Source organism: Flagellimonas algarum (genome assembly GCF_040513375.1).
Lineage (GTDB): Bacteria > Bacteroidota > Bacteroidia > Flavobacteriales > Flavobacteriaceae > Flagellimonas_B > Flagellimonas_B algarum.
In genome coordinates this window covers 635,639-660,968 of record NZ_JBEVTG010000002.1, presented here as the reverse complement: position 1 = coordinate 660,968, position 25,330 = coordinate 635,639, and the positions used below count along the sequence as shown (strand labels likewise).

The 25,330-nt window shown below is 47.8% G+C and carries 21 protein-coding genes; 12 read left to right on the top strand and 9 right to left on the bottom strand.

The features are described 5' to 3' along the window. Positions 1 to 5: 5 nt before the first annotated feature. Complete coding sequence (gene priA / locus ABV409_RS10265) at positions 6 to 2,462, top strand: replication restart helicase PriA (protein ID WP_353877497.1); 2,457 nt, start codon at positions 6 to 8, stop codon at positions 2,460 to 2,462. Here the strand turns inward: priA and ABV409_RS10260 are convergent, their stop codons facing one another. Further along, the gene (locus ABV409_RS10260) at positions 2,463 to 3,155 is read right to left on the bottom strand and encodes a LytR/AlgR family response regulator transcription factor (protein ID WP_353877496.1); all 693 of its coding nucleotides are present in this window, start codon (positions 3,153 to 3,155) and stop codon (positions 2,463 to 2,465) included. A gap of 236 nt (positions 3,156 to 3,391) precedes the next feature. Here ABV409_RS10260 and rpsF point away from each other — a divergent pair, with 236 nt between their 5' ends. The 6 genes from rpsF (at position 3,392) to hisS (ending at position 9,790) form a co-directional block, all read left to right on the top strand. Next, on the top strand, positions 3,392 to 3,730 hold the full coding sequence (gene rpsF, locus ABV409_RS10255; protein ID WP_353878165.1) for a 30S ribosomal protein S6: 339 nt from the start codon (positions 3,392 to 3,394) through the stop codon (positions 3,728 to 3,730). Positions 3,731 to 3,733: 3 nt separating this feature from the next. After that, positions 3,734 to 4,030: a 30S ribosomal protein S18 gene (gene rpsR, locus ABV409_RS10250; RefSeq protein ID WP_353877495.1), complete on the top strand. Its 297-nt coding sequence runs from the start codon at positions 3,734 to 3,736 to the stop codon at positions 4,028 to 4,030. 13 nt (positions 4,031 to 4,043) lie between these two features. Further along, complete coding sequence (gene rplI / locus ABV409_RS10245) at positions 4,044 to 4,496, top strand: 50S ribosomal protein L9 (RefSeq protein WP_353877494.1); 453 nt, start codon at positions 4,044 to 4,046, stop codon at positions 4,494 to 4,496. Positions 4,497 to 4,597: 101 nt separating this feature from the next. Continuing rightward, the gene (locus tag ABV409_RS10240; protein WP_353877493.1) at positions 4,598 to 7,807 is read left to right on the top strand and encodes a TonB-dependent receptor; all 3,210 of its coding nucleotides are present in this window, start codon (positions 4,598 to 4,600) and stop codon (positions 7,805 to 7,807) included. Between the two features lie 56 nt (positions 7,808 to 7,863). Then, the gene (locus ABV409_RS10235; protein WP_353877492.1) at positions 7,864 to 8,337 is read left to right on the top strand and encodes a DUF6495 family protein; all 474 of its coding nucleotides are present in this window, start codon (positions 7,864 to 7,866) and stop codon (positions 8,335 to 8,337) included. A 73-nt stretch (positions 8,338 to 8,410) separates the two neighbouring features. After that, positions 8,411 to 9,790 carry a histidine--tRNA ligase gene (gene hisS / locus ABV409_RS10230; RefSeq protein WP_353877491.1) on the top strand — a complete coding sequence of 460 codons (1,380 nt, stop codon included), beginning with the start codon at positions 8,411 to 8,413 and terminating at the stop codon, positions 9,788 to 9,790. Here hisS and ABV409_RS10225 read toward each other — a convergent pair. Together ABV409_RS10225 and ABV409_RS10220 are read right to left on the bottom strand one after the other, a co-directional pair. Continuing rightward, positions 9,776 to 10,324 (bottom strand): NUDIX hydrolase, encoded by a 549-nt coding sequence (locus ABV409_RS10225; RefSeq protein WP_353877490.1) that lies wholly within the window; start codon positions 10,322 to 10,324, stop codon positions 9,776 to 9,778. The two genes, hisS and ABV409_RS10225, sit on opposite strands and share 15 nt — an antisense overlap. 11 nt (positions 10,325 to 10,335) lie before the next feature. Next, positions 10,336 to 11,424: a M42 family metallopeptidase gene (locus tag ABV409_RS10220; RefSeq protein ID WP_353877489.1), complete on the bottom strand. Its 1,089-nt coding sequence runs from the start codon at positions 11,422 to 11,424 to the stop codon at positions 10,336 to 10,338. Positions 11,425 to 11,526: 102 nt separating this feature from the next. On the opposite strand from ABV409_RS10220, the gene ABV409_RS10215 reads away from it, so the two are divergent. After that, a complete protein-coding gene (locus ABV409_RS10215) occupies positions 11,527 to 12,204 on the top strand; it encodes a DUF4294 domain-containing protein (protein ID WP_353877488.1) in 678 nt (225 codons plus the stop codon). Here the strand turns inward: ABV409_RS10215 and ABV409_RS10210 are convergent, their stop codons facing one another. Further along, positions 12,205 to 12,441: a DUF6095 family protein gene (locus tag ABV409_RS10210; RefSeq protein ID WP_353877487.1), complete on the bottom strand. Its 237-nt coding sequence runs from the start codon at positions 12,439 to 12,441 to the stop codon at positions 12,205 to 12,207. 122 nt (positions 12,442 to 12,563) lie between these two features. On the opposite strand from ABV409_RS10210, the gene ABV409_RS10205 reads away from it, so the two are divergent. The 4 genes from ABV409_RS10205 to ABV409_RS10190 are packed head-to-tail and all read left to right on the top strand — an operon-like array spanning position 12,564 to position 18,264. Next, positions 12,564 to 14,168 carry a sodium:solute symporter family protein gene (locus tag ABV409_RS10205; RefSeq protein ID WP_353877486.1) on the top strand — a complete coding sequence of 535 codons (1,605 nt, stop codon included), beginning with the start codon at positions 12,564 to 12,566 and terminating at the stop codon, positions 14,166 to 14,168. Positions 14,169 to 14,177: 9 nt separating this feature from the next. Then, entirely contained in the window at positions 14,178 to 15,827 is a 1,650-nt protein-coding gene (locus ABV409_RS10200; protein WP_353877485.1) for a sugar phosphorylase, read from the top strand. After that, positions 15,806 to 16,951 carry a glycerate kinase gene (locus ABV409_RS10195; RefSeq protein ID WP_353877484.1) on the top strand — a complete coding sequence of 382 codons (1,146 nt, stop codon included), beginning with the start codon at positions 15,806 to 15,808 and terminating at the stop codon, positions 16,949 to 16,951. The genes ABV409_RS10200 and ABV409_RS10195 overlap by 22 nt, the downstream gene beginning before the upstream one ends. After that, positions 16,942 to 18,264: a GntP family permease gene (locus tag ABV409_RS10190; protein ID WP_353877483.1), complete on the top strand. Its 1,323-nt coding sequence runs from the start codon at positions 16,942 to 16,944 to the stop codon at positions 18,262 to 18,264. Before ABV409_RS10195 ends, ABV409_RS10190 begins: the two co-directional genes overlap by 10 nt. Here the strand turns inward: ABV409_RS10190 and ABV409_RS10185 are convergent, their stop codons facing one another. The 5 genes from ABV409_RS10185 to ABV409_RS10165 all read right to left on the bottom strand — a co-directional run bounded on the left by ABV409_RS10185 (position 18,265) and on the right by ABV409_RS10165 (position 24,929). Next, positions 18,265 to 19,104 (bottom strand): DUF4249 family protein, encoded by an 840-nt coding sequence (locus tag ABV409_RS10185; protein ID WP_353877482.1) that lies wholly within the window; start codon positions 19,102 to 19,104, stop codon positions 18,265 to 18,267. A gap of 3 nt (positions 19,105 to 19,107) precedes the next feature. After that, positions 19,108 to 19,971: a DUF4249 family protein gene (locus tag ABV409_RS10180; protein ID WP_353877481.1), complete on the bottom strand. Its 864-nt coding sequence runs from the start codon at positions 19,969 to 19,971 to the stop codon at positions 19,108 to 19,110. A gap of 2 nt (positions 19,972 to 19,973) precedes the next feature. Next, on the bottom strand, positions 19,974 to 22,373 hold the full coding sequence (locus tag ABV409_RS10175; protein ID WP_353877480.1) for a TonB-dependent receptor: 2,400 nt from the start codon (positions 22,371 to 22,373) through the stop codon (positions 19,974 to 19,976). Positions 22,374 to 22,514: 141 nt separating this feature from the next. Continuing rightward, the gene (locus ABV409_RS10170) at positions 22,515 to 24,734 is read right to left on the bottom strand and encodes an NADP-dependent isocitrate dehydrogenase (RefSeq protein WP_353877479.1); all 2,220 of its coding nucleotides are present in this window, start codon (positions 24,732 to 24,734) and stop codon (positions 22,515 to 22,517) included. Positions 24,735 to 24,773: 39 nt separating this feature from the next. Further along, entirely contained in the window at positions 24,774 to 24,929 is a 156-nt protein-coding gene (locus ABV409_RS10165; RefSeq protein ID WP_353877478.1) for a hypothetical protein, read from the bottom strand. Positions 24,930 to 25,330 lie beyond the last annotated feature (401 nt).

Sequence of the window (25,330 nt, the reverse complement as noted above, 5' to 3'; positions counted from 1 at the left end):
AGCGGATGCAGTTTTTTTTGGATGTGGTCTTACCGATTCCTTTAGAGCGGCTGTTTACATACAAGCTCTCTGAAGAACAGGCGGCGCAATTGCGTCCTGGCATGCGCGTGGCCGTACCCTTCGGAAAAAGAAAGCTCTATACGGCACTAGCACTTAACATCCATCAAAACGCCCCATCGGCCTATGAGGCCAAAGAAATCGATCAAATTTTAGATACCGACCCCTTGGTCCACCAAGTTCAATTCGAGCATTGGCAATGGATGGCGCAATACTACATGTGTACCTTGGGCGAGGTGCTGCGAACAGCCCTTCCCGGTTCGTTGCTATTGGAAAGTTCCACAACGATATTAGCTGGGGAATGGGACGGGATTGACGAAACCGTATTAAGTGATGAGGAGTTTTTGATCTTGGAGGCTTTGCGGCATCAAAAAACCCTTAGTGTCGACGATGCCATGGCCATTACCGGAAGAAAGCGGGTATTGCCCCTTCTCAATGGTTTGGTCGCACAAGGTGCGGTTGTGTTGCGCGAGTCGGTGCAACACCAATACAAACCGAAACTAGTGAAATTCGTGAGTTTGGCCGATACCTATGTTGAGGAGGCCCGGCTCGAAGCATTACTCGAAGCCCTTCGCCGGGCACCCAAGCAGATTGAAGCCCTACTGCAACTTTTTCAATTGAAGGCAGGCCAGGCCAAACCCATCAAGCTTCTCGATTTTGAAAAAAGACCAGGTATTTCGAAAAGTGCCGTCAAGGCCCTGATCGATAAGGAAATCTTGCAGGTCGAGGTGCGCCAGATCGATCGCATTGCATTTGGAAACAACTCTAGGAAACCGGAAGATATCGTACTCAATTCGGATCAAGAAGCAGCTTACGCTGCTATTACCAGTAGTTTTGCTGCAGGCAAAGTATGTTTATTGCATGGGGTGACCGCATCGGGAAAGACCGAAATCTATATCAAAAAAATCGCGGAAACCTTGGCCAAAGGACAACAAGCCTTGTATTTGTTGCCCGAGATCGCCCTGACCGCCCAGTTGATCCATCGTTTGCAATCCTATTTTGGCAACCAAGTGGCGGTCTACCATTCGAAATACAGTCTTAACGAACGGGTCGAGGTCTGGAACAATGTGTTGGCCCAGACCGATAAGGCCCAAATCGTTTTGGGGGCCCGATCTGCCCTTTTTCTTCCATTTGCCAATTTGGGTCTGGTCATTGTCGATGAGGAACACGAAAGCTCCTTCAAGCAATTCGATCCAGCGCCGCGCTACCACGGTAGGGATGCGGCCATTGTTTTGGCTACCATGCACAAGGCCGATTGCTTGTTGGGTTCGGCTACCCCTAGCATCGAGACCTATAAAAATGCCCTCAGTGGAAAATACGGTTTAGCAACTATTGATAAGCGCTATGGAGCGGTGCTGTTGCCCGATATCCAATTAGTCGATATCAAAGAAGCCAGTCGCAAAAAACGAATGAAAGGGCACTTTTCGGATACCTTGTTCGAAGCCATACAAGATAGTTTGGAAGATGGTGAACAGATCATCCTGTTTCAAAACCGTAGGGGATTTTCACCCGTAATCGAGTGCACCACCTGTGGCCATGTTGCCCAATGTCCGAATTGTGATGTCAGTTTGACCTATCACAAATACCGCAACCAATTGCGCTGCCATTACTGTGGCTATCACATGGCCGTGCAACAGAGCTGTCAAGCATGCGGCAACAGTACCTTAGATCAAAAAGGCTTCGGCACCGAACAGGTGGAGGAGGAGTTGCGACAATTGTTGCCCGATCATACCGTGGCACGAATGGATCTGGATACCACACGGGGTAAATATGCTTATGAACGGATCATTGAGCGTTTCGAGCAGCATGAGATCGATATTTTGGTGGGTACCCAAATGATAACCAAGGGACTTGATTTCCGGAATGTCGGTTTGGTCGGGATCATGAACGCCGACACCTTGTTGAATTTCCCTGACTATAGGGCCCACGAACGAAGTTTTCAATTGCTGACCCAAGTAGCCGGCCGCGCCGGTAGGACCAAGAAACGGGGAAAGGTCCTCATCCAGACCTACAATCCGTTTCACCAGATATTACAACAGGTGACGACCAATTCGTATGCGAAAATGTATGCAGAGCAAGTATATGAACGGGAACAGTATCGGTATCCACCGAATTGTAAGATCATCAAGATAACGTTGAAGTCAAGGGACTTCAACGGTTTGAATGAGGCTTCCGATTGGTTTTCCGCTTCCTTGTGCAATATCAGGGGCATTACGGTTTTGGGACCGGAGCAGCCGGTCATTGGAAAGATCCGAAACGAGTACTTGAAAAACATCCTGATCAAGTTCGATCAGCGGTTGTCACAGAAACAACTAAAAAATGGCATCAAAAGAATTCAAGCTTCTTTTCATGCCATTTCGAAATATCGGAGTATCAAGTTGGTCTACAACGTAGACCATATCTGATCAGACGTTGGCCAATGCTTCGGCCAGTTCCGTCTTCTTGTTTCTACTTAAAGGAATTTGTCTACCGGCCACTTCAACGTTTTTACTGTTGAACTTTTCAATCTTCTCGAGATTCACGATGTAGGATTTGTGGATTCGCAAGAACTTTTCGGCAGGCAATTGTTTTTCGAATGATTTCATGGTTGATAAGATGACGATGTTGGCTTCGTCGGTCACCAATTTGATGTAGTCACCCAAGGCTTCTACCCATTTGATATCATTAAGGATAACCTTACGTTTTTTAAGGTTACTCTTCACAAAGATGTGCTCTTCATCCTCATCGACACGATGCATTTGCTCGTATTTGGCGACCGCCCTTTTGACCGATGCCTCGAAACGGGCCAAGGTAATCGGTTTGTGAAGGTAATCGGTAACATCGTAATCGAAGGCCTTTAGGGCATAATCAGGTTTCCCGGTAATCAAGATGACCTGTGGTGGGTTTTCAAGCGCCTCCAAAAGGTCAAAGCCGCTAATAATAGGCATTTCAACGTCAAGGAAGATCAAATCGACTTCGTGGTTCTTCAAGCCGTTCTTCGCTTCAATCGCGTTGCTGTACTCAGCGACCAGGGCAAGATGTGGGTGATTGTTGACCAACTTGGCCACCGCCATTCGCTGCATGGACGAGTCGTCAACAATTATACTTTTAAGTTTCATAGATAGGGGTGATTTGTGGGGTTAAATCATCGGCAAATTACATAAAATACTCGGTAAAGCGCAACAAAAGATGTAAACATGGCCTATTGTGTTGTGTATTCGGTAATATGTACGATGTAGCGTTTGTTTTGGTTTTTCTTGTTAATAACTTATTAAAGGAATAACGAACATTTCACAAAATTCTTGTGGGTGGTCTGTTTATTGTTTACTTTTGCGCTCCTTTAAAAATTAGTTATATGAACCATTACGAAACTGTTTTCATTTTGAATCCCGTTCTATCTGATACCCAGATAGAGGAAACAGTTAAGAAATTTGAAAATTTCTTAATTAAGAATGGTGCCAAAATGGTATCCAAAGAAGATTGGGGGCTTAAAAAATTGGCCTACCCGATCCAAAACAAGAAAAGTGGCTTTTACCACTTGTTCGAATTCACCGCTCCAGGAGAGGCTATCGGCCCTTACGAGCTTGAATTCAGAAGAGATGAACGCATTATGCGGTTTTTGACCGTAAAGCTTGACAAGCATGCCATTGCTTGGGCGGAGAAGAGGAGAACCAAACTAAAAACAAAAGCGTAAGACATGTCATCTATAGAACAACAGGCGAAAGCTAAGAAAGATGGGGAAATCAGGTACTTGACCCCCTTGAACATCGAAACCAATAAGCAAAAGAAATATTGCAGGTTCAAGAAATCAGGTATCAAGTATATCGATTATAAGGATCCAGACTTTTTGATGAAGTTGGTCAACGAGCAAGGCAAGTTGTTGCCACGTCGATTGACGGGTACTTCATTAAAGTATCAAAGAAAAGTGGCCCAAGCCGTAAAGCGGGCACGTCATTTGGCTTTGATGCCATACGTTGGTGATATGTTGAAATAAAAAAAGAAGGAGCATGGAACTTATATTAAAATCAGACGTACAGGATTTAGGCTTCAAAGACGATATCGTTACCGTTAAGAACGGTTACGGAAGAAACTACCTTATTCCACAAGGGTTGGCCGCGTTGGCTACCCCAGCTGCGAAAAAGGTCTTGGCCGAGAATTTGAGACAACGCGCCCACAAAGAGAAGCAGATCATCGAGGATGCCCAAAAGGTAGCCGAGAGCTTGAAGGAGATGCAGATCAAGATCGCCGCTAAGGCCGGTGTAGGAGATAAATTGTTCGGTTCGGTATCGAACATCGATTTGGCCGAAGCTATTGCCAAAGCCGGTCAGGATATCGATCGAAAATTCATCAACATCCAAGGGGGAACCGTCAAAAGGGTCGGTCCTTACAATGCGAAAGTGCGATTGCACCGCGAGGTGATCGTCGATCTTCCATTTGAAGTGATCGCCGAAGCGAAATAAATACTACCTTTTCGTTAATAACTTATAAAGAGCTATGCGTGCATAGCTCTTTTTTTGTGCTACTTTAGTTCGTACTTCAAACGAACTTAATTGAACACAACATGATCAAAAAATTACTCTTTTCGGTAATCGGACTATTGGTGGTTTCTACCACGGCAATGGCCCAGGTTACCACATCGAACATCAAGGGCTCGGTCGTTGATGATCAAGGGGCGCCCTTGTTCGGTGCCAATATAGTCGCCGTGCATACCCCGACGGGGACACGTTTCGGCGCCATCACGAACGAAACAGGGCGATTCAACCTGTTGAACCTTAGGGTCGGTGGCCCTTACGAGGTAACCATTTCTTACGTAGGTTTCAAAAGCGATGTTCGAAACGACATCTTCCTATCCTTGGGTAAGACCTTTACCTATTCCGTCAGCATGGTACCCGACAGCCAGCAATTGGATGAAGTGGTGCTCGTATCGGACCAGTCCGGTACTTTCGGTAGCGACCGTACGGGAGCCGAGACCAGTGTGAGCCGTCGTGATTTGCAGCGTTTGCCGACGATTTCAAGATCAGCCAGTGATTTTATCCGATTGGAGCCTGCCGCTTCTTCAGGGGCATCGGGACTTTCCTTCGGTGGTCGAAACGATCAATACAACAACTTTTCTTTGGACGGCGCCATTTTCAACAACCCTTTTGGATTGGATGCGGCTACCCCCGGTGGCCAGGCCAACGCCCAGCCGATTTCCTTGGATGCCATCGATCAGATCGCGGTGACCACGGCACCCTATGACGTTACCCAATCCGGTTTTACCGGGGCCTCGGTCAATGCGGTCACTAAAAGTGGTACCAATGATTTCTATGCCACCGTGTATGGGTTCTTTAGAAACGATGACCTGACCGGAGGAAAGATCAACGGTGATGACGTCATCAAGACCGGATTGGAGCAAACCCAATACGGTGTGAGTGTGGGCGGACCTATCGTCAAAAACAAACTTTTCTTCTTCGCCAATTTCGAGCGCGATGAGTTGACCTCTTTGGGTACCGATGGTTTCGTTCCAGGGGGAACCGGTTCCAACGGGATCAGTACCTCAAGGGTCACCCAATCCGACATGTTGTTGGTCGACAATATCCTGCGTCAGGTGGTGATCGGTCAAGATGGCCAAGGGAACGATATTTTCTATGATCCCGGGGCGATTACCGGCTTCAATTTCGATCAAGAATCGACCAAGGGGATTTTGAAATTGGATTGGAATATCAATGAGAACAACCGTTTGGCGGTCATTTACAATTTCTTGAACGCGTCACGCGGTTTGCCTGCCAACAGAAATGCCATCACCTTTAGGGGGCCGAGTACACAGACCCTGCAATTCGAGAATGCCGGATACGAAATCAACAACAACATCCAATCGGTACAACTCGAATTGAACAGTACCTTGGGTAATGATGCAACCAACAAACTGCAAGTCGGATACACCCATTTTGACGATTTTAGGAATCCGTTTTCCACGCCGGCTCCGAGTATCACCCTGTTGGATGATACCGGAAGCTCGAATTATATCATCGCGGGCCACGAACCATTTTCGATAAACAACCGCTTGGACCAAAAAGTCTTTCAAGTGACCGATAACCTGAATTTCTTTGTTGGGGATCATACGGTAACCGTGGGCTTCTCCTATGAGAAGTTTGAATTCGACAATTCGTTCAACCTTGGATTTTACGGAGCTAGAGGGGTCTTCTTCCCAACGGGATCCATTGCTGATTTTAGGAACCTCGATGCTGCGGGTGAAGCTGCCTTGGTGGCCGATTATCAAGCCCAATTCGATGCCGCTATCGCTACGGCCAACAACAACAACCAATTTCCTGATGGTACGCCGGGTGGATGGTCTTTGGCTGAAACCAACGTAGGGCAGCTTTCGTTTTATTTGCAGGATCAGTGGGATGCGACCGACAATTTCAAATTGACCTATGGGGTCCGATTCGATCGTCCGTTGTATTTCAATACGGCTGATTTGGTCGGTGAGAACATCGATAGAAAAGGAGGTACTTTGGCAGAAGGGGGGACCTATGCCCCCGACATCGCCTATTTCGATCCGGACACCAACGAACAGATCACCATCGATTCGGAGCAGCTACCCACCAACGATTGGTTGATTTCACCGAGGGTAGGTTTCAACTGGGATGTGAAAGGCGATCAAACCTTGCAGATCCGCGGGGGATCCGGGGTATTCACCGGAAGGTTCCCGTTCGTTTGGTTGGGTAACCAGGTACAAGGCACCGACTTCTTCTTCTATCAAGTCGTCGATCCCGATTTCCAATGGCCGCAGGTATGGCGAACCAATGTGGGACTTGATAAGCGTTTTGATAACGGGATCATCCTAACCGCTGATTTGGCCTATACCAAAGACATCAATGCCGCCCACGTACAGAACTGGGGCTTGGGTGCACCATCGTTGACCTTGAACGGACCGGATAACCGGGCCATCTATGCTAATGAAGACAAATCACAGTTGTTCGGAGGGCCGACCAACGCCTACGTGTTTACGAATTCCGATCAAGGCCGAATTTGGAACGCCACCTTGAAGTTGCAAAAGACGTTCGAAGATGGCCTGTATACCCAGTTGGCCTATAACTATCTCGATGCCCGTGAGGTGAACTCCATCGACGCGGAGATTACAGGTGATGCCTTTGCCGGCAATGCCATTGTAGGCAATGCGAATACCGATGTTTTGGCCTTTTCGCGATACGGTGACAAACACAGGATCATCGGTATCGTGTCCAAAGCGTTTAAGACCGGAACGACGGTTTCAACCTTTTTCGAATATGCGCAAAGCGGTCGTTTCAATTACATCTATGGTGGCGACATCAACAATGATGGTTCTGCCATCAACGATTTGATCTACATTCCGACCTCAAGCGAGCTTCAACAAATGAATTTCAGCGGTACCGGACAAGCCGAAGCTTTTGAAGCCTTCATCCAGCAAGACGACTACTTGAGTGGTCGTAGAGGCCAGTATGCGGAGCGCTATGGTGCCTTGGCGCCTTGGCGTGGTCGTTGGGACATTAAGGTCTTGCAAGACATTAAGATCAATGAGGGCAACCGTTTTCAGTTGAGCTTGGATATCTTGAACTTCGGCAATTTGATCAACTCCAATTGGGGGGTCGTCGAACAGCAAGATTTCGATCAACTGCTCGGGGTAACGGTCGATGATACGAATACACCGACCTTTACCTTCAATCCTGATCGAACCAACACCTTCTCTGCCGATACGCGATTGCGTTCGAGATGGCAAGCGCAGGTAGGGGTGCGTTACATTTTTGATTAAAAGAACCTGAACCAAATTCCAAACCCTGGCCTTTGGCCGGGGTTTTCTATTATCCTATGAAGTACACACGACTGAGCAAAGAACAGCTTGAGGAGCTACACCAAGAGTTCATCAACTTTTTGGCGACCCAATCCATTACGGCCGAAGAATGGCAGAAAATCAAGTCGGATACCCCCGAAGTGGCCGAACAAGAGTTGGATGTATTCAGCGATTTGATCTGGGAAGGAGTGCTTTCGAAGGTCAAATACCTTGAAAACGTTTCCGAACGGCACATGCATCTCTTCGAGCTGAACGAAAAGGAAATGAAACTGATTTCGGTAAAGGTGCTCAATCCGCATATCGATTTGCGCACCACTGAAGGATTTGGGTGGTTCAAACGCAATTTCCAATCCGAATTTGTCGAATACCTGACTGCTGCCAAAAGTTACAGTGCGGATAAGAACAAAGACAAGTTCGATCTGATCCAACAGGGTGGTGTGATTACCAAAGGTGAATTGTACCAATGGTTTGACCAGATCATTGAAAACTGAGGTGAAAGTGTGATATTTGTGCAAATTCCAGGGTAAGGGGCTACCGAGGCCTGCCTACCCTAAATACGATTCCATGCCGCAAAAACCAAGCATACCCAAAGGGACCAGGGATTTTGACCCTGCTACCGTTGCCAAACGCAACCACATCATCAACACCATAAAAAGACAGTTCGAATTGTTCGGGTTTCAGCCGATTGAAACCCCGAGTTTCGAAAATTCAGAGACTTTATTGGGCAAGTATGGGGAGGAAGGGGATCGATTGATTTTCAAGATCTTGAATTCAGGGGATTTCATTTCGAAAGTAGACGACATTACCTACAGCTCAAAAAACTCGGCTTCTTTGGCGCCCAAGATTTCTGAAAAAGCGCTTCGATACGATTTGACCGTTCCTTTTGCACGCTATGTGGTCATGCACCAGAATGAAATTGATTTTCCGTTCAAACGCTATCAAATACAACCGGTTTGGCGGGCCGACCGACCCCAAAAAGGCCGTTTCCGTGAATTTTACCAATGCGATGCCGACGTGGTCGGGGCGAATTCCATTTTGCAAGAGGTAGAGTTCATACAACTATACGATGCGGTGTTTGGCCAATTGGGCCTGCAAGGGGTGACCATCAAGTTGAACAATAGGAAGATCCTTTCGGGTATTGCCGAAGTGATCGGCGCCAAGCATCTGTTGGTCGATTTCACCGTAGCCCTTGATAAGCTTGACAAGATCGGTGAAGAAAAAGTCAAGGCCGAAATGCGTGCCAAGGGCCTTAGCGACCATGCGATCGCAAAGGCGGAGCCCTTATTTTCGATGACGGGCAGTTCTACCGAGCAACTGCAACGCCTCAAGACCCTTTTGGCCGATTCGGACATCGGAATGCAAGGGGTTGGCGAATTGGAGGAAATCGTGGATTTCATAGGGCACACGGAGCTGTTGGCGAGTCGGCTGCAGATCGATGTTACCCTTGCGCGTGGGTTGAATTATTACACCGGTGCTATCGTTGAGGTCGCGGCCCCCGAGTCTGTGGCCATCGGATCGATCGGTGGGGGAGGTCGTTACGATGACCTGACCGGAATTTTTGGTTTAAAGGATGTCAGTGGGGTCGGCATTTCTTTTGGATTGGACCGTATTTATATGGTCTTGGAAGAATTAAAGTTGTTTCCGGAATCCTTAGCGCAACAAGTCGATGTGTTGATCTTGAATTTTGGTGGTGAAGAGGGTAAAGAAGCCTTTAAACTACTCGGCAGGATCAGAAAGGAAGGTATCCTTCGGGCCGATATGTATCCAACTGCCACCAAGATGCAAAAGCAATTGAAGTATGCCCATAAAAGAGGGATTCCGGCGGTAGTGTTCTTAGGAAAAGAAGAATTGGCCAAGGGCGAGTTCATTGTGAAGAATATGGCCGACGGGCAACAAGTGACCCATCCAATAACTATGGAACGCTTCGGGTCATGGGAGTTCTAAGCGCCTTTTAATGGCCCTGAGGATCATTTGATAACGGCCTTCCGAATCCGGTACCAGGTCAAGGCTGTTGTTTTTGATATGCGATTCGAACGCAGGAATAGCCATCCATTGCAATGCTTCCACTTCGGTCTGCTGTGGGATGAGTTCCACCTGGGTATCGATTTCACACAAGAACATATGGTTGAATTCCCGATCAATGAAATCGGCGGCGTGACGGTGTTCCGTTTTTAGGGTTTCCAGAGGGATCAACTGCGGGCTTTCGATCCGAATCCCGATTTCTTCGGCAACTTCACGAAGGGCGGCTTTTTCGATCGATTCCCCAGCCGAGACATGACCGGCAACCGATACATCCCATAATAGGGGGAAGGTCTTTTTGTCCTTTCCGCGTTGTTGTAAAAGAATCTTTCCAGACTTGGAATAACACCAAACATGTACCGTGGCGTGGAAAAATCCCAAGCGATGGGCTTCCGTTTTCAGTAAGGTCGTATGGGTTGGTCGACCGTTTTCATCCAAGATATCAACGTATTCTTCCATACGTCGTCCGGTCAATCAAAATAGCTGAAGGTCTCTCCGGCCTTAATGGTCAACAAGGTCTCATAGATCAAACGGATTACGTTCTCAACATCCTCTCGGTGTACGGTCTCGACCGTGGTGTGCATATACCGCAATGGCAAAGAGATCAAAGCGGATGCCACCCCGCCATTACTATAGGCAAAGGCGTCGGTATCAGTGCCTGTAAATCGGGATGAGGCCGCTCTTTGAAAAGGTATCTTTTTGGCTTCGGCGGTTTCGATGATCCGTTCGCGCAGTTTTTGCTGAACGGCAGGCGCATAGGAAATTACCGGACCTTTACCGATGGCCGCTTCCCCTTGCACTTTTTTGTCGATCATCGGGGTCGTGGTATCGTGGGTCACATCGGTCACGATAGCGACGTTGGGTTTGATGGTCTGGGTGATCATTTCGGCACCACGTAGACCGATTTCCTCTTGTACCGAATTGGTGATGTACAGTCCGAATGGGAGTGTTTTGCCGTTTTCATGTAGCAGTCGCGCTACTTCGGCAATCATAAAACCACCCGCCCGATTGTCAAGCGCCCTGCATACGAATTTATCCTTGTTCAAGACTTGGAACTCGTCCGGATAGGTAATCACACATCCTACATGAACACCCATTTTTTCGACTTCCTCTTTGTCTTTGGCACCGATATCGATAAAGATATTGTCGAGCTTCGGAGGTTCTTCTTTTCCGGATTTACGGGTATGGATCGCAGGCCATCCGAAAACGCCCTTCACGATGCCCTTTTTGGTATGGATGTTCACCCATTTCGACGGGGCGATCTGATGGTCGCTACCCCCGTTCCGGATGACGTAGAGCAGTCCGTTGTCGGTGATGTAGTTGACATACCAAGAGATTTCATCGGAATGCCCTTCGATGACCACACGGTATTCCGCTTCCGGATTGATTACTGCTACGGCGGTACCGTAGGTGTCGGTGATAAAGTCATCAACATAGGGCTTGAGATAGTCCATCCAAATTTTTTGCCCTTCCCATTCATACCCCGTGGGGGAGGCATTGTTCAAATATTTTTCAAAAAATTCCAGTGATTTTTCGTTGATGATGGCCATAGACGTCATTAAGTGTTTTATAAATCAAACTTAGTAATATTCACGTTTATTTAATAATATGCGCGAGGCAATATCGTTACTTTTGGTGTGATTCTTGGTCGTATGTCCACTATGGGGAAGTATCTTTTTTTCATTCCGTTCTTTTTCGTTTGCTCGCTGTTCGCCCAAACCAAGGAAATCCCGATCGATACCTCGGCCTATTTGGTTCGGATGGAAGGGGATTCCTCTTGGATCAAAGCCATTGCCTTGGAAGACGTCTACATCTTCGGCAAACTGGAATTCGACGACCGAAAGGAGAAACTCCGTTATTATATTCTGCGCCGAAAGACCCTTAAGGTTTACCCTTATGCCAAGCTGGCCGCCGAACGGCTGGTCGAATTGAACGACAGCTTGCAGCACATCACCAAAAAACGCCACAAGAAACGCTACACCAAGAAAGTACAGAAATATATCGAGGGTGAATTCGCCGAAGAACTGAAAAAACTCACGCGCACCGAAGGGCAGATCTTGGTAAAACTCATCCACCGACAGACTGGGTCGACAGCTTTCGATTTGGTAAAAAACTTACGTAGCGGTTGGCGCGCCTTCTGGTATCAGACTACGGCCAAAGCGTTCAAGATCAATTTGAAACGCGAGTTCATCCCAACCGAGGTGCATGAAGACTACCTCATGGAAGATATTTTACAACGGGCCTTCGCCTCAGGGCGTTTGGCGCGACAACGATCTGTTTTGGATTACGATTATGCTTCACTGAGTAACAAATGGAAGAAGCCCCCTAATCCCAAATGATCAGCGTTTTTCCTTCTTTCCGAACACGGCTTCCATAACAATACGAAGCGATCGAAACCCCAAATAAATGGCCAGACCGGCCAATAGCAAACCGACGATCAATACGGGCCAGAACAAGAGGTTCTCTTGATTTTTGAAGGCTTGATAGATCAAAATCGGTGCGAGGAACATCGTTAGGGCCGTCATCATGAAGGAGCGGATGCCCTTGACCAATAAATCCTTGTCGGTTCTGCGCATGCTGCAAGTTTGTTCAAAAGTACACAATACGGTAGATTGCTGTGGTATCCCCATTTGAAATTGCGCCATTCGAGAATTATCCCTAATTTTCTTCTTCACTGCAACCAACTGAACCGCTCTCCATGAATTGGCTTGATTATACCATTATCGTCGTTTACTTATTGGGATTTCTCGGACTGGGTTATCTCTTCAAAGAAAACAAGAATTCAGGCGATTATTTCTTGGGTGGACGAAGCATGGGATGGATTCCGCTCAGCCTTTCGACCATGGCGACCCAGTTGTCGGCCATCAGCTTTATTTCGGCCCCGGCCTTCGTCGGTATCAAAGAAGGAGGTGGTCTGCAATGGCTGACCTACGAGTTCGGGGTACCATTGGCCATGGCATTTTTATTGATCGCCCTGATTCCGTCCCTGTACAAAGCGGGCATCGTCAGTGTTTATGAATACCTCGAACGGCGATTCGATGCTTCTTCGCGGCTGTTGATCAGTTTTGTTTTTCAGATCAGCCGTTCCGTGGCGACCGGGGTCATGGTCTATACCATGGCGTTGATCTTGCAAGCCACCACGGGTATCGAATTTTGGGTATCGGTCTTGCTCATCGGGGCCATTACCCTGGTCTATTCCTTTCAAGGGGGAATGAAAGCCGTGATTTGGGGTGATGTGATCCAAATGTTGATTTTGTTTTTGGGGATTGTCATTTGTTTGGCATTTGGCATTAGCGAATTGGGTGGATTCGATAATTTTCTGACCCAGGTCGATACGGATCGTTTGACAGCCGTCGATTTCTCGAAATGGGGCTTCGACAATGCCGATAAGAACGATGAATTCGGATTTTGGCCCATGGTCATCGGTGGTTTTTTCCTCTATGCGTCGTACTACGGCACGGATCAGACCCAAACCCAACGGATGCTTTCGGCCAAAGGGCTGCCCACCATCAAAAACTTGCTCTTGGCAAACGGCTTGTTCCGGTTTCCGGTCACCTTGACCTATTGTATCATGGGCTTGGTGTTGGGGACTTTGTTGATGACGGATCTCGGTTTCCAAGACCAAATCGCAGAAGTGTATGCAGCCAATATCGATAGTTTGGAAGGAAAAAAAGCCGACCTGATGGTGCCGGTCTTTATCATAAAATATTTACCCAACGGGGTCATCGGGATTCTTTTGGTCGCTATCATGTCAGCGGCCATGTCCTCTTTGAGCTCAACGGTAAACTCCTTGTCAGCGGTTACCATTGAAGATTTCGTGAAGCGGTTCAAAGGGGATCTTTCAGACGATCAATATGTTAGGTATTCGCGTTTGCTCTCGGTATTCTGGGGCTTGGTTTGCCTGTTTTTCGCCTTTTTCGCCGGTAACATTGAAGGTACCGTCATCGAGGTGATCAATAAGGTGAGTTCCATTTTTTACGGTCCGATATTAGCCGCCTTTATTTTAGCCTTGTTGACCAAACGCACCCATGCCCTGGGCGCCAACATCGGAATCGTGGTCGGCGTACTCCTAAACATGTACCTATGGTTATATGTGCCCGAGGTATTCTGGTTCTGGTGGAATGCTATCGGTTGCGTGGTCACTATGCTCGTGGCGTATTCGATAAGCCGTCTGATTCCTAGAACGGCCAAAAAGGGAATTGTCGTCGAGTACTATGTGGCGAAAAAAGAATTGATCCTTCTCTTGGCCTATTTCGCGATCATCGTGTTGATCGCATTATCCTTAAAAAACATTTTAGCATAAGTACAGTACATGCGGCATTTAATTGAACGACTTTATCCCGATGCGGCCGATGAAGTGATGGCCGGAATTTCGGCCTTGAAGAATAGCTATGATGGCCATCAAAACGAACGGCCCTTAGATCATACCGATAGCATCCTGATTACCTATGGTGATAGTTTCATTCGCGCAGGTCAAGCGCCTTTGGTCACCTTGAAGGAAGTAGCTGACACTTATTTGGAACCTTTAAGTGCCATCCATCTACTGCCATGTTTTCCGTACTCATCGGATGATGGTTTCAGTGTCATCGATTATTACCAGATCAACCCGGAATTGGGTGATTGGGGTCATATCGAAGACTTGGCGAAAGACCGTGACCTCATGTTCGATGCGGTCGTGAACCATATGTCTAAAGAATCAAAGTGGTTTCAAGGTTTTTTAAATGGGGATCCGCGTTTCAGTGACTATTTTATCGAAGCCGACCCTAGTTTGGATTATTCGGCCGTGGTCCGGCCACGTGCCTTACCGCTCTTGCATGTTTTCGAAAAAGAAGGCAACCCTGTTTCGGTTTGGACCACATTCAGCGAAGATCAAGTCGACTTGAACTACCGCAGTCCGAAAGTGTTTCTGCAGGTACTCGATATTCTCTTGTATTACGCCAGCAAGGGCGCGCGATACGTACGATTGGATGCGATTGCCTTTCTTTGGAAGGAATTGGGGACCTCTTGTATCCATCTCGACCAGACCCATGAAGTGATCCAAGTGTATCGAAAGGTCATCGAGGATATGGGCAAGCAAATCGTATTGATCACCGAGACCAATGTACCCCATGAGGAAAACATCAGCTATTTCGGAAATGGAACGAACGAGGCCCATATGGTCTACAATTTCACCTTACCTCCCTTGTTGGCCCATTCGCTTCGCACCCAAGATGTTACCGAATTGACCGATTGGGCCGGAACCCTGGAACTTCAAGGGGGGACTTGTTTTTTCAATTTTACCGCAAGCCATGATGGGGTAGGGGTCAGGCCCTTACAGGGTATCATTGCCACGGATCAAATCGAGGCCCTGGCCGATACCGCTATTGCCCATGGTGGATTCGTTTCATACAAAGACAATGGCGACGGTACCAAATCGCCTTACGAGTTGAATTGCAATTATATGGATTTGCTTACCCCTCCCGACCGACCGGATGCGGAACGGATCGACCGCTTTTTACTGACCCAATCGGTATTGTTAAGCATGCCGGGGGTCCCTGGAATTTATTTCCACTCCATATTCGGCTCGCAAAATGATCGTGAGGCGGCGCTCTCTTCCGGAATCAATCGAAGGATCAACCGTTCCAAGTTGGATGCCGGGGAACTTAGTGCGGTACTATCGAATCCGGATTCGTTCCGGGCCAAGGTGTATCGGGCCTATATGGCCTTGCTCGAAGTACGTACCACCGAACCCGTGTTCAATCCTTATGGTCAGGCAGGCTATGAGCGCATTGGGTCGGTGTTCGTCATCACCCGAAAACAGCATAGCGAATCCTTTTTCGGCCTGCACAATTTTTCGGATGCTGCAGTGGATATCAAGACCTTCGCGCCTGACGCGGTCGACCTATTGACCGGAAAAAAAATGAATGAAGCTACATGGCAATTGCCGCCATTCGGATTTTTATGGATAAAAACCAAAGGATGAATATCGTTGTCGTACCGGATAAGTTCAAGGGGTCCTTGACGGCCGAACAGCTAATCGGGATCTGTTCGGAGACCTTACGGGAGTTGTTCCCTGGGGTAGGCATCAAGTCTGCCCTCCTTTCTGATGGTGGCGATGGCTTTTTATCCTCTGTCGCACAGTATTCGAAGACGGAAGAAGTGATGGTCGATACCGTTGATGGCTTGATGCGACCGATCCATGCTCCTTTCCTATATGATTCGGCACAACGGACCGCCTATGTTGAATTGGCCACGACAGCCGGTTTGGTGCTATTGGATCCCAGCGAGCGAAACCCGATGCATACGTCGACCTACGGTGTGGGCCTTCAAATACGGCATGCGATGGCTATGGGTGCCAAATCCATTTATTTGGGAATTGGAGGCAGTGCGACCAACGATGGGGCAATCGGGATCGCCCAAGCGCTTGGCTATCGATTTATGGATGAATCCGGTGAAACTTTAGCACCGACCGGAGCGAATTTGGAGGCCATTGCTACGATTGCAGGGCAACCGGATTTGGATGGGGTTTCCTTTTTTGCCATTAACGATGTCAATAATCCGTTATATGGTCCTGATGGTGCCGCTTTTGTCTACGCCCCACAAAAAGGAGCGGATTCGGAACAGGTCAAACTTCTTGATCAAGGTTTGCGGCATTTAGCGAAAACCGTAAAAGGGGACTTACAGCGCGATGAAGCGCAAACACCGGGTTCGGGTTCGGCCGGAGGAACGGGCTATGGCCTGAAGGTATTTTGCGGGGCGACCTATGTCAGCGGCATCGACTTTCTTTTACAGCTATCAGGAATCGCGTCCTATTTGGAATCCCATCCTGTGGATTTGATCTTGACCGGGGAAGGGAAAATCGATGGCCAGACCTTACATGGAAAGTTGATCAGCGGCGTCATAGGATTGGCCAAAAAACATGGGATACCGACCTTGGGAATTTGCGGCATGTCCGATTTGACCGAGGCCGAGCGACAAAACTTAGGGCTGGATGAAGTCGTGGTCATCGCCGACCCCAATGAATCCGTAGCCTATAATATGGAACGGGCCGAACCCCTATTGCGAACCGCTTTGAAAACCCATTTTAAATCGAAAACATGGAATTGATCGTTTTGTTCGGGGCCATCGCCTTTATCATTTTCACCACCATACGGTTCAAGATGCATCCCGTTTTTTCATTGACCCTGACGGCCTTATTGACCGGCTTTTTTTTGGGAATGTCGCCCGAGGCCATCATCAAGGCCATGACCGAAGGTTTTGGAAAAACCTTATCCGGAATCGGATTGGTCATCGCCTTTGGAACGGTAATCGGCACCTATCTTGAAAAAAGTGGGGCGACCACGGTATTGGCCAATGTTTTTCTAAAGGCTATCGGTCTCAAACGCTCCCCATTGGCTTTGAATTTAGCTGGGTATGTGATATCGATACCGGTCTTCTGTGATTCAGGATTCATTATACTGTCTTCGTTGAACAAAGCCCTCAGCAAGAAAACCGGATTACCCATGCTGGTTTTTGCGGTTTCTTTGGCGACGGGTCTCTATGCCGCCCATGTGTTCGTTCCGCCCACACCGGGTCCCTTGGCCGCTGCCGCCATGCTCGATGCCGATTTGGGGACGGTCTTGCTCTTGGGTTTGGCCGTTTCCTTACCTGTTTCATTGACGGGTTATATTTGGGCACGACTTATTGGGAAATCACTGAAATCCGACTCTGAAGTCCCAGAACAGGATGTTCTTGAACAGCCCCAAAGCCCAAAACCAAGTGCTTTTCAAGCTTTTTTACCGCTATTAAGCCCTGTGGTGTTGATTGCCTTGAAGTCCATCGCGAACTACCCGACCCATCCCTTCGGACAAGAAGCTTTTTTTAAGGCGATCGACTTTCTCGGCAACCCGATCATTGCCTTGTTGGTTGGGGTGTTATTTGCTTTTCTTTTGGGCAGGAAAATAGTCGATGATTCCAAAAAAACATGGGTTCCCTTAGCTTTGAAGCAAGCCGGATTGATCATTTTAATAACCGGGGCTGGTGGGGCTTTCGGAGCCATCTTGCGAACGATCGATTTGGCTGGATTGTTAGCGTTGGAATCGGGCACCGGGTTCAGCGGACTCTTGATTGCCTTTGCGATCGCCGCCTTATTGAAAACGGCACAGGGGTCGTCAACGGTCGCCATAATTACCACAGCTGCGATTTTCGCACCCTTGTTGACCGCCTTCTCGTTGACGGATACCGTTGAGGTTGCCCTGACCGTTTTGGCCATAGGAGCAGGGGCGATGACCGTATCACATATCAATGATAGCTACTTTTGGGTCGTTTCACAGTTTTCAGGAATGGACGTGAAAACCGCCCTGAAAGGGCATAGTTTGGCAACTTTATTTCAAGGATTGGTCGGCATTGGCATGATCTTGTTCCTTTACCTGCTGTTGTGATCATTCAACCGTGATGGTTTGGGTGTATTCTTGCACCACGGCAAAATACCCAAGGGCGAATTCATCAGGGATCAATACATTGTCGAAAAAGTCGATATTATCCAATTCGGTGACATCAAAGATGTTGCCCCGAACAGTGCTGGCAGGCGTTTCGAACACCCCAAAAGTGTCTTCCGATTGTTCGATCAGCTGGTTCATGTAGTTGTAAAAGTTCAAGTCGGCCCCTAAAATGCTGACCGTCAATTCTTGCCCTGGTTCGAATTGTTGGTCATAGAAATACGAAAATGAAAATTGTTGCCCCTGAATGAATTGATCTTCAACGGTGGTGAAATTACCGAACCCCAGATCAAAGACATAAAAGTCGTTACGATTTCCGGGATCGGTGAAGGTGATGATGATTTCAGTGTCGTCTTCGTCGAACAAGGTTTCGGTGCCCAATTCGATACGGTCCAAAGGTACGGTCTCGACATAGGGGGTTCGGGCGAAATACAAGCGATCTTCCCAATCGATCTGCAAAATCATCTCTTGGCCCGGCTCCAAACTCGATAATGTTCCGCGTTGTCGGTACACCCCAGATCCAGGGTCATCGTAATCTACCAAAATCAATCCTCCAATTGCGATTTGCTGCAAATTGGTCACTGGGAGCTCACCGAAGAACGAATCGGTCAAACTGACTTTGACCTCGTAATCGACGATTTGCGAATCAGGGTCGATCCGAATCAAGGCATTGACGATCAGACGGGGTTCTTCGTCGGGTACGTTGACCTCGATAACATCTTCGCAGCCAAACAATAGTATGAGTATGCTACTATACAGCCCGAAGATGCGCAGACGTACCATGGCTTATTGAATCGTAATGGTACGCTTGTATTCTTGAACGACGGCGAAATAACCCAAAGGAAAGACATCCGGTTGACCGACATTGTCGAACAAATCGATGTTATCAAGATCGGTGACATCGAAAATGTTGCCCCTGACAGTCGCAACGGGGGTTTGGAAAACCCCGGCATCGTCCTCGGTCTGTTCGATCAACAGGTCGATATAGTTGAAGAAGGTCTCATCGGCCCCCATCAAGGTAACCGTGAGTTCGTCACCAGGCTGCAAATCGCGCTCTACGAAATACGAGAATTCGAACTCCTCCCCATCGAAGAATTGATCTTCCAAAGCGAAAAACTCCCCATCCCCGAAATCAAGGATGTAAAAATCATTGGTGCCCGGGTTATCGGTGATGGTCAACTTGATCTCGGTATCATCATCATCGAACAAGGTTTCATCGCCCTGTTCCAAATTGTCGATAGGAACGCTACGCTGGTAGAAGGTGCGGGCGAAATACAACCGCCCTTCGTGGGTGAGTTGCAATAAAAGTTCGCCATCTTCAAAAAAACGAAGTCCGATCGGGTCGTCATCTTGGTACATGCCCGAACCTGGTGCGGTTTCCAACAAGGTGACTGCATTGCCTCCGCCATCGGTGGGCAGGCTTAAATTCGTAATGGTGATATCACGCAATCCCGTAAGGGGGATCGTTCCGAAAAACGAACTGGTCAGCGATACTTTGATGATGGGTCTGAAGAATTCCTCGCTTTCGTCAATGCGGATCAAGGCCTCGACGATCAAACGGGGATCTTCGGAAGGGACATCCACTTCAATGACATCCTCACACGAGAACAACAATAGGATTCCTGAAAGTGCGATAAAGAACTTTTTCATAGCTAAAACTTGAAGTTGTAGGTGACTGCTGGGACAATACCGAAGATCGAAGTTCGGATGGCCTCGTTTCTTCCGGTGTCTTGGTTCTGTCTGAAATTTATCGAAGCCGCGTTCATGCGGTTGTACAGGTTATAAACACTAAAGACCCATTCAGACTGTAGTTTTCTTGTTTTGTTTTTCCTTGATTTCAAGGTCGCCGAGATATCCAAACGATGGTAATCGGGCAAGCGCTCCTGGTTTCGCAAACCGAAATACGGTACGACCAAGCCCTCGAATTCGAACTGGCCGATCGGATAGTTCGTTGGTTGACCGGTTTGGTAAATGAAATTGGCGTTGATACTCCATTTGTCATTCAGCTCATAATTCCCATATAGGGCGATATCATGGGTTTTATCGAACGGGGTATTATACCATTCACCGAAATTGATCCCGGTTTCCATATTCGAGCGCCCGTTGTCAAAGGCCGGTTCACGGCCTGGGGTGCGTTGTTCCGATTTGGAAAGCGTATACGCCAACCACCCTTGCAATCTCCCGGTATTCTTTCGCAATAAGAACTCCAGTCCGTAAGCGCGGGCCTCCCCATTTAGGATTACTTGCTCGATTGCATTGTTGGCGATCAAGTCGGCCCCATCGATATAATCGATCCGGTTTTCAATATCCTTGTAAAACGCCTCCGTTTCAAGCGAATAGGCGCCGTTGTCAATATCCTTGAAAAAACCGATCGCGTATTGGTCCAGCAATTGGGGTTCGACAAACGGACCACTTGGAGTCCAAACATCCAAAGGGGTAGGGGAACTGGTATTCGACAAGAGGTGCAGGTACTGGGCCAGGCGGGTGTAGCTTACTTTAATCGAACTGTTGTTCGAAAAACTGTAGGCCAAGGAAGCACGGGGTTCGAAATTGAAGAATTTCTTCAAGGTACCGCTACGCCCGGGATTGATCGTATCGATCGGTTCGGCCTCTTGATAGACCAAGGTGAACGGATCGAAAATCACGGGACTGTCGTTTTCGTACACGAAAAACTCATCTTGACCGAAGCGGTTGAATTGGCTTACCCGCAAGCCATAGCCGACACTGAGCCGATCGGAAATCTCATGCTCCACATCAACATAGAGTGCATTTTCGTTGGCGTATTTTTTGGTCAGTTGTTCTTCAACGATTCCCGAATCCTCACTGTTGGGGCGGATTTTCCCGGGGTTGAAGACATAATAGGTGTTGTTTAAGCCGTAATTGATCTGCAGTTTATCGCTAACGTAATGCTTCAAATCATACTTGACATTGAAGTTTTGAATGCCCGAATCCCATTCAAACCCCACGAAATCAAGTTCCAACCCATAGAAATAGTCGGAGTAGATCAGGGAGAGGTTCGAAAACAACTTATCTGAAAAAAGATGGTTCCACCTAAAATTTCCGACGGCGTTGCCATAGGTATTTACAAAACTATCATTGATACTGAACAGGTCACGCCCAAAATAACCCGAGAGGTAGATGCTGTTCCGCTCGTTGATCTTATGGCTGATCTTGGCGTTGACATCATAAAAATAGGCGCGGTTATCGACATCGAACAAGGGTAAAAACAAGTGCGCATAGGAGGCCCTGCCACCGGCCAAGAACGCCGTGCGGTCTTTGGTGATAGGCCCTTCGATCAATAGCCTGCTTGCCACGGCACCGATACCGCCATTGACCTTGGTTTCCTTACTATTTCCTTCACGCTGGAAAATTTCAAGGACCGAGGATACCCGTCCTCCATAGCGGGCAGGGATTCCCCCTTTATATAACTTGATATCCTTGATCGCATCGGGATTGAATACGGAAAAGAACCCGAAAAGGTGGGAGGAATTGAAAATGGTGGCCTCATCCAACAAGATTAGGTTTTGATCAGCGGCGCCCCCACGCACGTTGAAGCCCGAAGAGGCTTCACCCGCATTGGTTACCCCAGGAAGTAGTAATAGTGATTTGATGACATCGGCCTCACCCAAGACCACGGGTATTTTCTTAATGGTCTGTACTGCCAAGGTGTTCACACTCATTTGCGGTGCCCTAATGTTCAACTGTTCCGCTTTTTCCGTTACGACGACCTCATCCAATTGTTCGGCTTCGGCCTCCATACGGAAGTTGATTTTGGTGTCACCGTTCAAGTCGATGTTCCGAACGATATCCTGAAATCCCAAATAACTGATAATGAGGCTGTACTCGCCTTCGGGTAAGGTAATCGAATAAAATCCGTATTCATTGGTGGTGGTGCCCGTTCGTAGTTCGGTTATCCCGATGGTCACCCCGATCATGGTCTCGTTGCTAGCGGCTTCTGAAATCGTGCCGCTAATGGTATATCGTTGTTGGGAAAAGCTCAGTTGGGATAAAAACAAGAGTGCCGGTAAAAGCACTTTGAATTTGTTCAGCATTTTTTTTTGGTTTCCTTAAATATAGGGGCCGTGCCGATTTTTTTAAAAAACTTTAACGTTCTCTTGGCGAAATTTTAGAGGTATAACGATGTAGTTCCCGTTAGGGGAAGAAAACACGCCATCTACGTAAAGGGAATTGAATTACGAAATACCGTCCAAAATGCGATTGAAGCTCGCACTAGGGCGCATGGCCTTGCTGGCCATTGCCGGGTCCGGTAGATAATACCCTCCGATATCGATCGTATGCCCCTGCGCATCCAACAGTTCTTTCAAAATGGTGGGCGTTTCGGCATCCAGTTGTTTGGCCACTTCGCCGAAAACAGCCTTCAAGGCCGGATTCGCCTGTTGTTCAGCCAATTCTTGTGCCCAATACATGGCGAGGTAAAAGTGGCTGCCGCGGGTATCCAATTCGTTGACCTTTCGTGATGGTGAACGGTCATTGTCCAAGAAGCGTTCGGTGGCCTTGTCCAGGGCCTCACCCAATACCTTGGCTTTGTCATTGGCATTGGTTTCCCCGAAATGCTCCAAAGAAACGCCCAGCGCCAAGAATTCCCCCAGGGAATCCCAACGCAAATGGCCTTCTTCCAAAAACTGCTCGACGTGTTTTGGTGCGGATCCACCGGCACCGGTTTCGAAAAGACCACCTCCGTTCATCAAGGGAACGATAGACAACATTTTCGCACTGGTTCCAACTTCCAAAATAGGGAAGAGGTCGGTCAAGTAATCGCGAAGGACGTTGCCTGAAACCGAAATGGTGTCTTGCCCACCCTTCATTCTTTCTAAGGTGAAGGCCGTGGCCTCCATTGGGGATAGGATACGGATATCGAGCCCTGTGGTGTCATGCTCGGGAAGGTAAGCCGTCACTTTTTCGATAAGTTCCGCATCGTGGGCACGGGCCTTATCCAACCAAAAGACAGCTGGGGTCTGTGTCGCCCTAGCACGTGATACGGCCAATTTGACCCAATCGCGGATCGGGGCATCCTTGACCTGGCACATGCGCCAAATATCCCCTGTAGCAACAGGGTGTTGCAATAAGACATCACCCGTCTTGGCATCTACAACCTCGACGGTTCCGCTTTCGGCGATTTCAAAGGTTTTATCGTGTGAGCCGTATTCTTCCGCTTTTTGGGCCATTAAGCCAATATTGGGAACGGTCCCCATTGTCGTTGGGTCAAAAGCCCCATGTGTTTTACAAAAGTCGATTGTGGCTTGATAGATTCCGGCATAGCTGCTATCCGGAATCAAGGCTTTGGTGTCGCGTTGCTTGCCTTGGGCATCCCACATTTTCCCTGAATTCCGGATCATGGCGGGCATGGAGGCATCGATGATCACATCACTGGGTACATGAAGGTTGGTAATGCCTTTGTCCGAATTCACCATGGCCAAGTCGGGTCCATCGGCGATAGCCTGATGTATCGCCGAACGGATCTCTTGCGCTTCCGCATCATCGGTTTCTGCTAAGGTGTCTAGAAGGCTCTCCAATCCGTTGTTCGGACTGATACCCAATTTGGCGAAAGTCGCCGCATATTGCTCGAAAACCGCTTCGAAATACACGGTCATTACGTGTCCGAAAATGATGGGGTCCGATACCTTCATCATAGTGGCCTTCAAATGCAATGATAGCAACAAGCCTTCGGATTTCGCAGCCGCGATTTCCTTTTTCAAAAATGCGATCAGGGCGTTTTTGTCCATCACCGTGGCATCGATGATTTCCTGATCTTGCAAAACCACTTTGTCCTTTAGCGTCGTCTGACCTGAATCGGTATTCAAGACGATCTTTACTTCCCTGGCCCCCTGAACCGTGGTCGATTTCTCATTGGAACGGAAATCACCCGATCCCATGGTAGCCACATGGGTTTTGGAATCGGAATGCCAAGCGCCCATGCTATGTGGGTTCTTTTTGGCATAGTTTTTTACTGCTTTTGGGGCCCTACGATCGGAATTACCCTCTCTTAGAACGGGATTAACCGCACTTCCTTTGATTTTGTCATAGCGCGATTTGATATTGCGCTCTTCGTCGTTTTGTGGGGATGCCGGGTAGTCGGGTAGGGCGTATCCCTTCTGTTGCAATTCCTCGATGGCCTCGGTCAACTGTGGAATGGAGGCACTGATATTCGGCAATTTGATGATGTTGGCTTCTGGGGTTTTCGCTAGGGCCCCCAATTCGGCCAAATCGTCGCTGATGCGTTGTCCTTCTTCGAGGTAATCGGGAAAAGCCGCAATGATCCTGCCTGCGAGCGAAATATCTTTTGTGGTAATGGTGATGTCGGCGGTCTTCGTAAACGCTTGGACTATCGGAAGGAATGATTGTGTGGCCAATGCTGGGGCTTCATCGGTTTTGGTATACAGGATCTTTGCCATTGAAAATGGGATTGTTTTTTGCCGTGCAAATATAATACATTACAATGGGGAAGTCTCTCTGGGAGCTTGCTTTTTGGAAAGAATCAAAAAGATAAAAGCCATATCATCGTACGAGTACAGTGATATGGCTTTTGAGAAACCTTGCATGGACTTCAAATGGGTGTTGCCACTCATCTCGGCCGAAACCTTATCCATCGCAGGTTACAACGTTTGGGATTCTGTTCCTTTTTAATTTTTCAACTAAACAATTCGCAGGCCCTATTTGTCGTTCTTTCGTTTCGTCAGAATCGAAAATCGCTCTTCGATCCGCACACGAAGCGGTTATGGTCCCTTCGGATTACCGAGGTATTCCTCCGTTCCCATTTTTTATTTTTGATTAGTAGTGTTACCAACTAAAAATAAGTGAACTACATTTTAAAGAACGTCAACTTTAAAAGAACGCTGATTCCGTTTGCACTTCCTCATTTGTTCTTTGATAAAAGTAGCATAATTTGCTTACGAACGGCAATTTCTAACCCTTTTAAAATCAACAACTTATAAACTGGGGTTATTAACAATTGTTGATAACGAAAAAAGCCTGCACAAGGCAGGCTTTT

What these genes read in the sequence shown, in the direction of transcription:
- ABV409_RS10220 (WP_353877489.1), bottom strand. Translation starts at nt 11,424, where the DNA reads ATGACGTCTATGGCCATCATCAACGAAAAATCACTGGAATTTTTTGAA.
- ABV409_RS10190 (WP_353877483.1), top strand. Translation starts at nt 16,942, where the DNA reads ATGGAATTGATCGTTTTGTTCGGGGCCATCGCCTTTATCATTTTCACC.
- ABV409_RS10240 (WP_353877493.1), top strand. Translation starts at nt 4,598, where the DNA reads ATGATCAAAAAATTACTCTTTTCGGTAATCGGACTATTGGTGGTTTCT.
- ABV409_RS10170 (WP_353877479.1), bottom strand. Translation starts at nt 24,734, where the DNA reads ATGGCAAAGATCCTGTATACCAAAACCGATGAAGCCCCAGCATTGGCC.
- rpsF (WP_353878165.1), top strand. Translation starts at nt 3,392, where the DNA reads ATGAACCATTACGAAACTGTTTTCATTTTGAATCCCGTTCTATCTGAT.
- rplI (WP_353877494.1), top strand. Translation starts at nt 4,044, where the DNA reads ATGGAACTTATATTAAAATCAGACGTACAGGATTTAGGCTTCAAAGAC.
- hisS (WP_353877491.1), top strand. Translation starts at nt 8,411, where the DNA reads ATGCCGCAAAAACCAAGCATACCCAAAGGGACCAGGGATTTTGACCCT.
- priA (WP_353877497.1), top strand. Translation starts at nt 6, where the DNA reads ATGCAGTTTTTTTTGGATGTGGTCTTACCGATTCCTTTAGAGCGGCTG.
- ABV409_RS10260 (WP_353877496.1), bottom strand. Translation starts at nt 3,155, where the DNA reads ATGAAACTTAAAAGTATAATTGTTGACGACTCGTCCATGCAGCGAATG.
- ABV409_RS10185 (WP_353877482.1), bottom strand. Translation starts at nt 19,104, where the DNA reads ATGGTACGTCTGCGCATCTTCGGGCTGTATAGTAGCATACTCATACTA.
- ABV409_RS10180 (WP_353877481.1), bottom strand. Translation starts at nt 19,971, where the DNA reads ATGAAAAAGTTCTTTATCGCACTTTCAGGAATCCTATTGTTGTTCTCG.
- ABV409_RS10175 (WP_353877480.1), bottom strand. Translation starts at nt 22,373, where the DNA reads ATGCTGAACAAATTCAAAGTGCTTTTACCGGCACTCTTGTTTTTATCC.
- ABV409_RS10225 (WP_353877490.1), bottom strand. Translation starts at nt 10,324, where the DNA reads ATGGAAGAATACGTTGATATCTTGGATGAAAACGGTCGACCAACCCAT.
- ABV409_RS10195 (WP_353877484.1), top strand. Translation starts at nt 15,806, where the DNA reads ATGGATAAAAACCAAAGGATGAATATCGTTGTCGTACCGGATAAGTTC.
- ABV409_RS10215 (WP_353877488.1), top strand. Translation starts at nt 11,527, where the DNA reads ATGGGGAAGTATCTTTTTTTCATTCCGTTCTTTTTCGTTTGCTCGCTG.
- ABV409_RS10205 (WP_353877486.1), top strand. Translation starts at nt 12,564, where the DNA reads ATGAATTGGCTTGATTATACCATTATCGTCGTTTACTTATTGGGATTT.
- ABV409_RS10165 (WP_353877478.1), bottom strand. Translation starts at nt 24,929, where the DNA reads ATGGATAAGGTTTCGGCCGAGATGAGTGGCAACACCCATTTGAAGTCC.
- ABV409_RS10200 (WP_353877485.1), top strand. Translation starts at nt 14,178, where the DNA reads ATGCGGCATTTAATTGAACGACTTTATCCCGATGCGGCCGATGAAGTG.
- ABV409_RS10235 (WP_353877492.1), top strand. Translation starts at nt 7,864, where the DNA reads ATGAAGTACACACGACTGAGCAAAGAACAGCTTGAGGAGCTACACCAA.
- rpsR (WP_353877495.1), top strand. Translation starts at nt 3,734, where the DNA reads ATGTCATCTATAGAACAACAGGCGAAAGCTAAGAAAGATGGGGAAATC.
- ABV409_RS10210 (WP_353877487.1), bottom strand. Translation starts at nt 12,441, where the DNA reads ATGCGCAGAACCGACAAGGATTTATTGGTCAAGGGCATCCGCTCCTTC.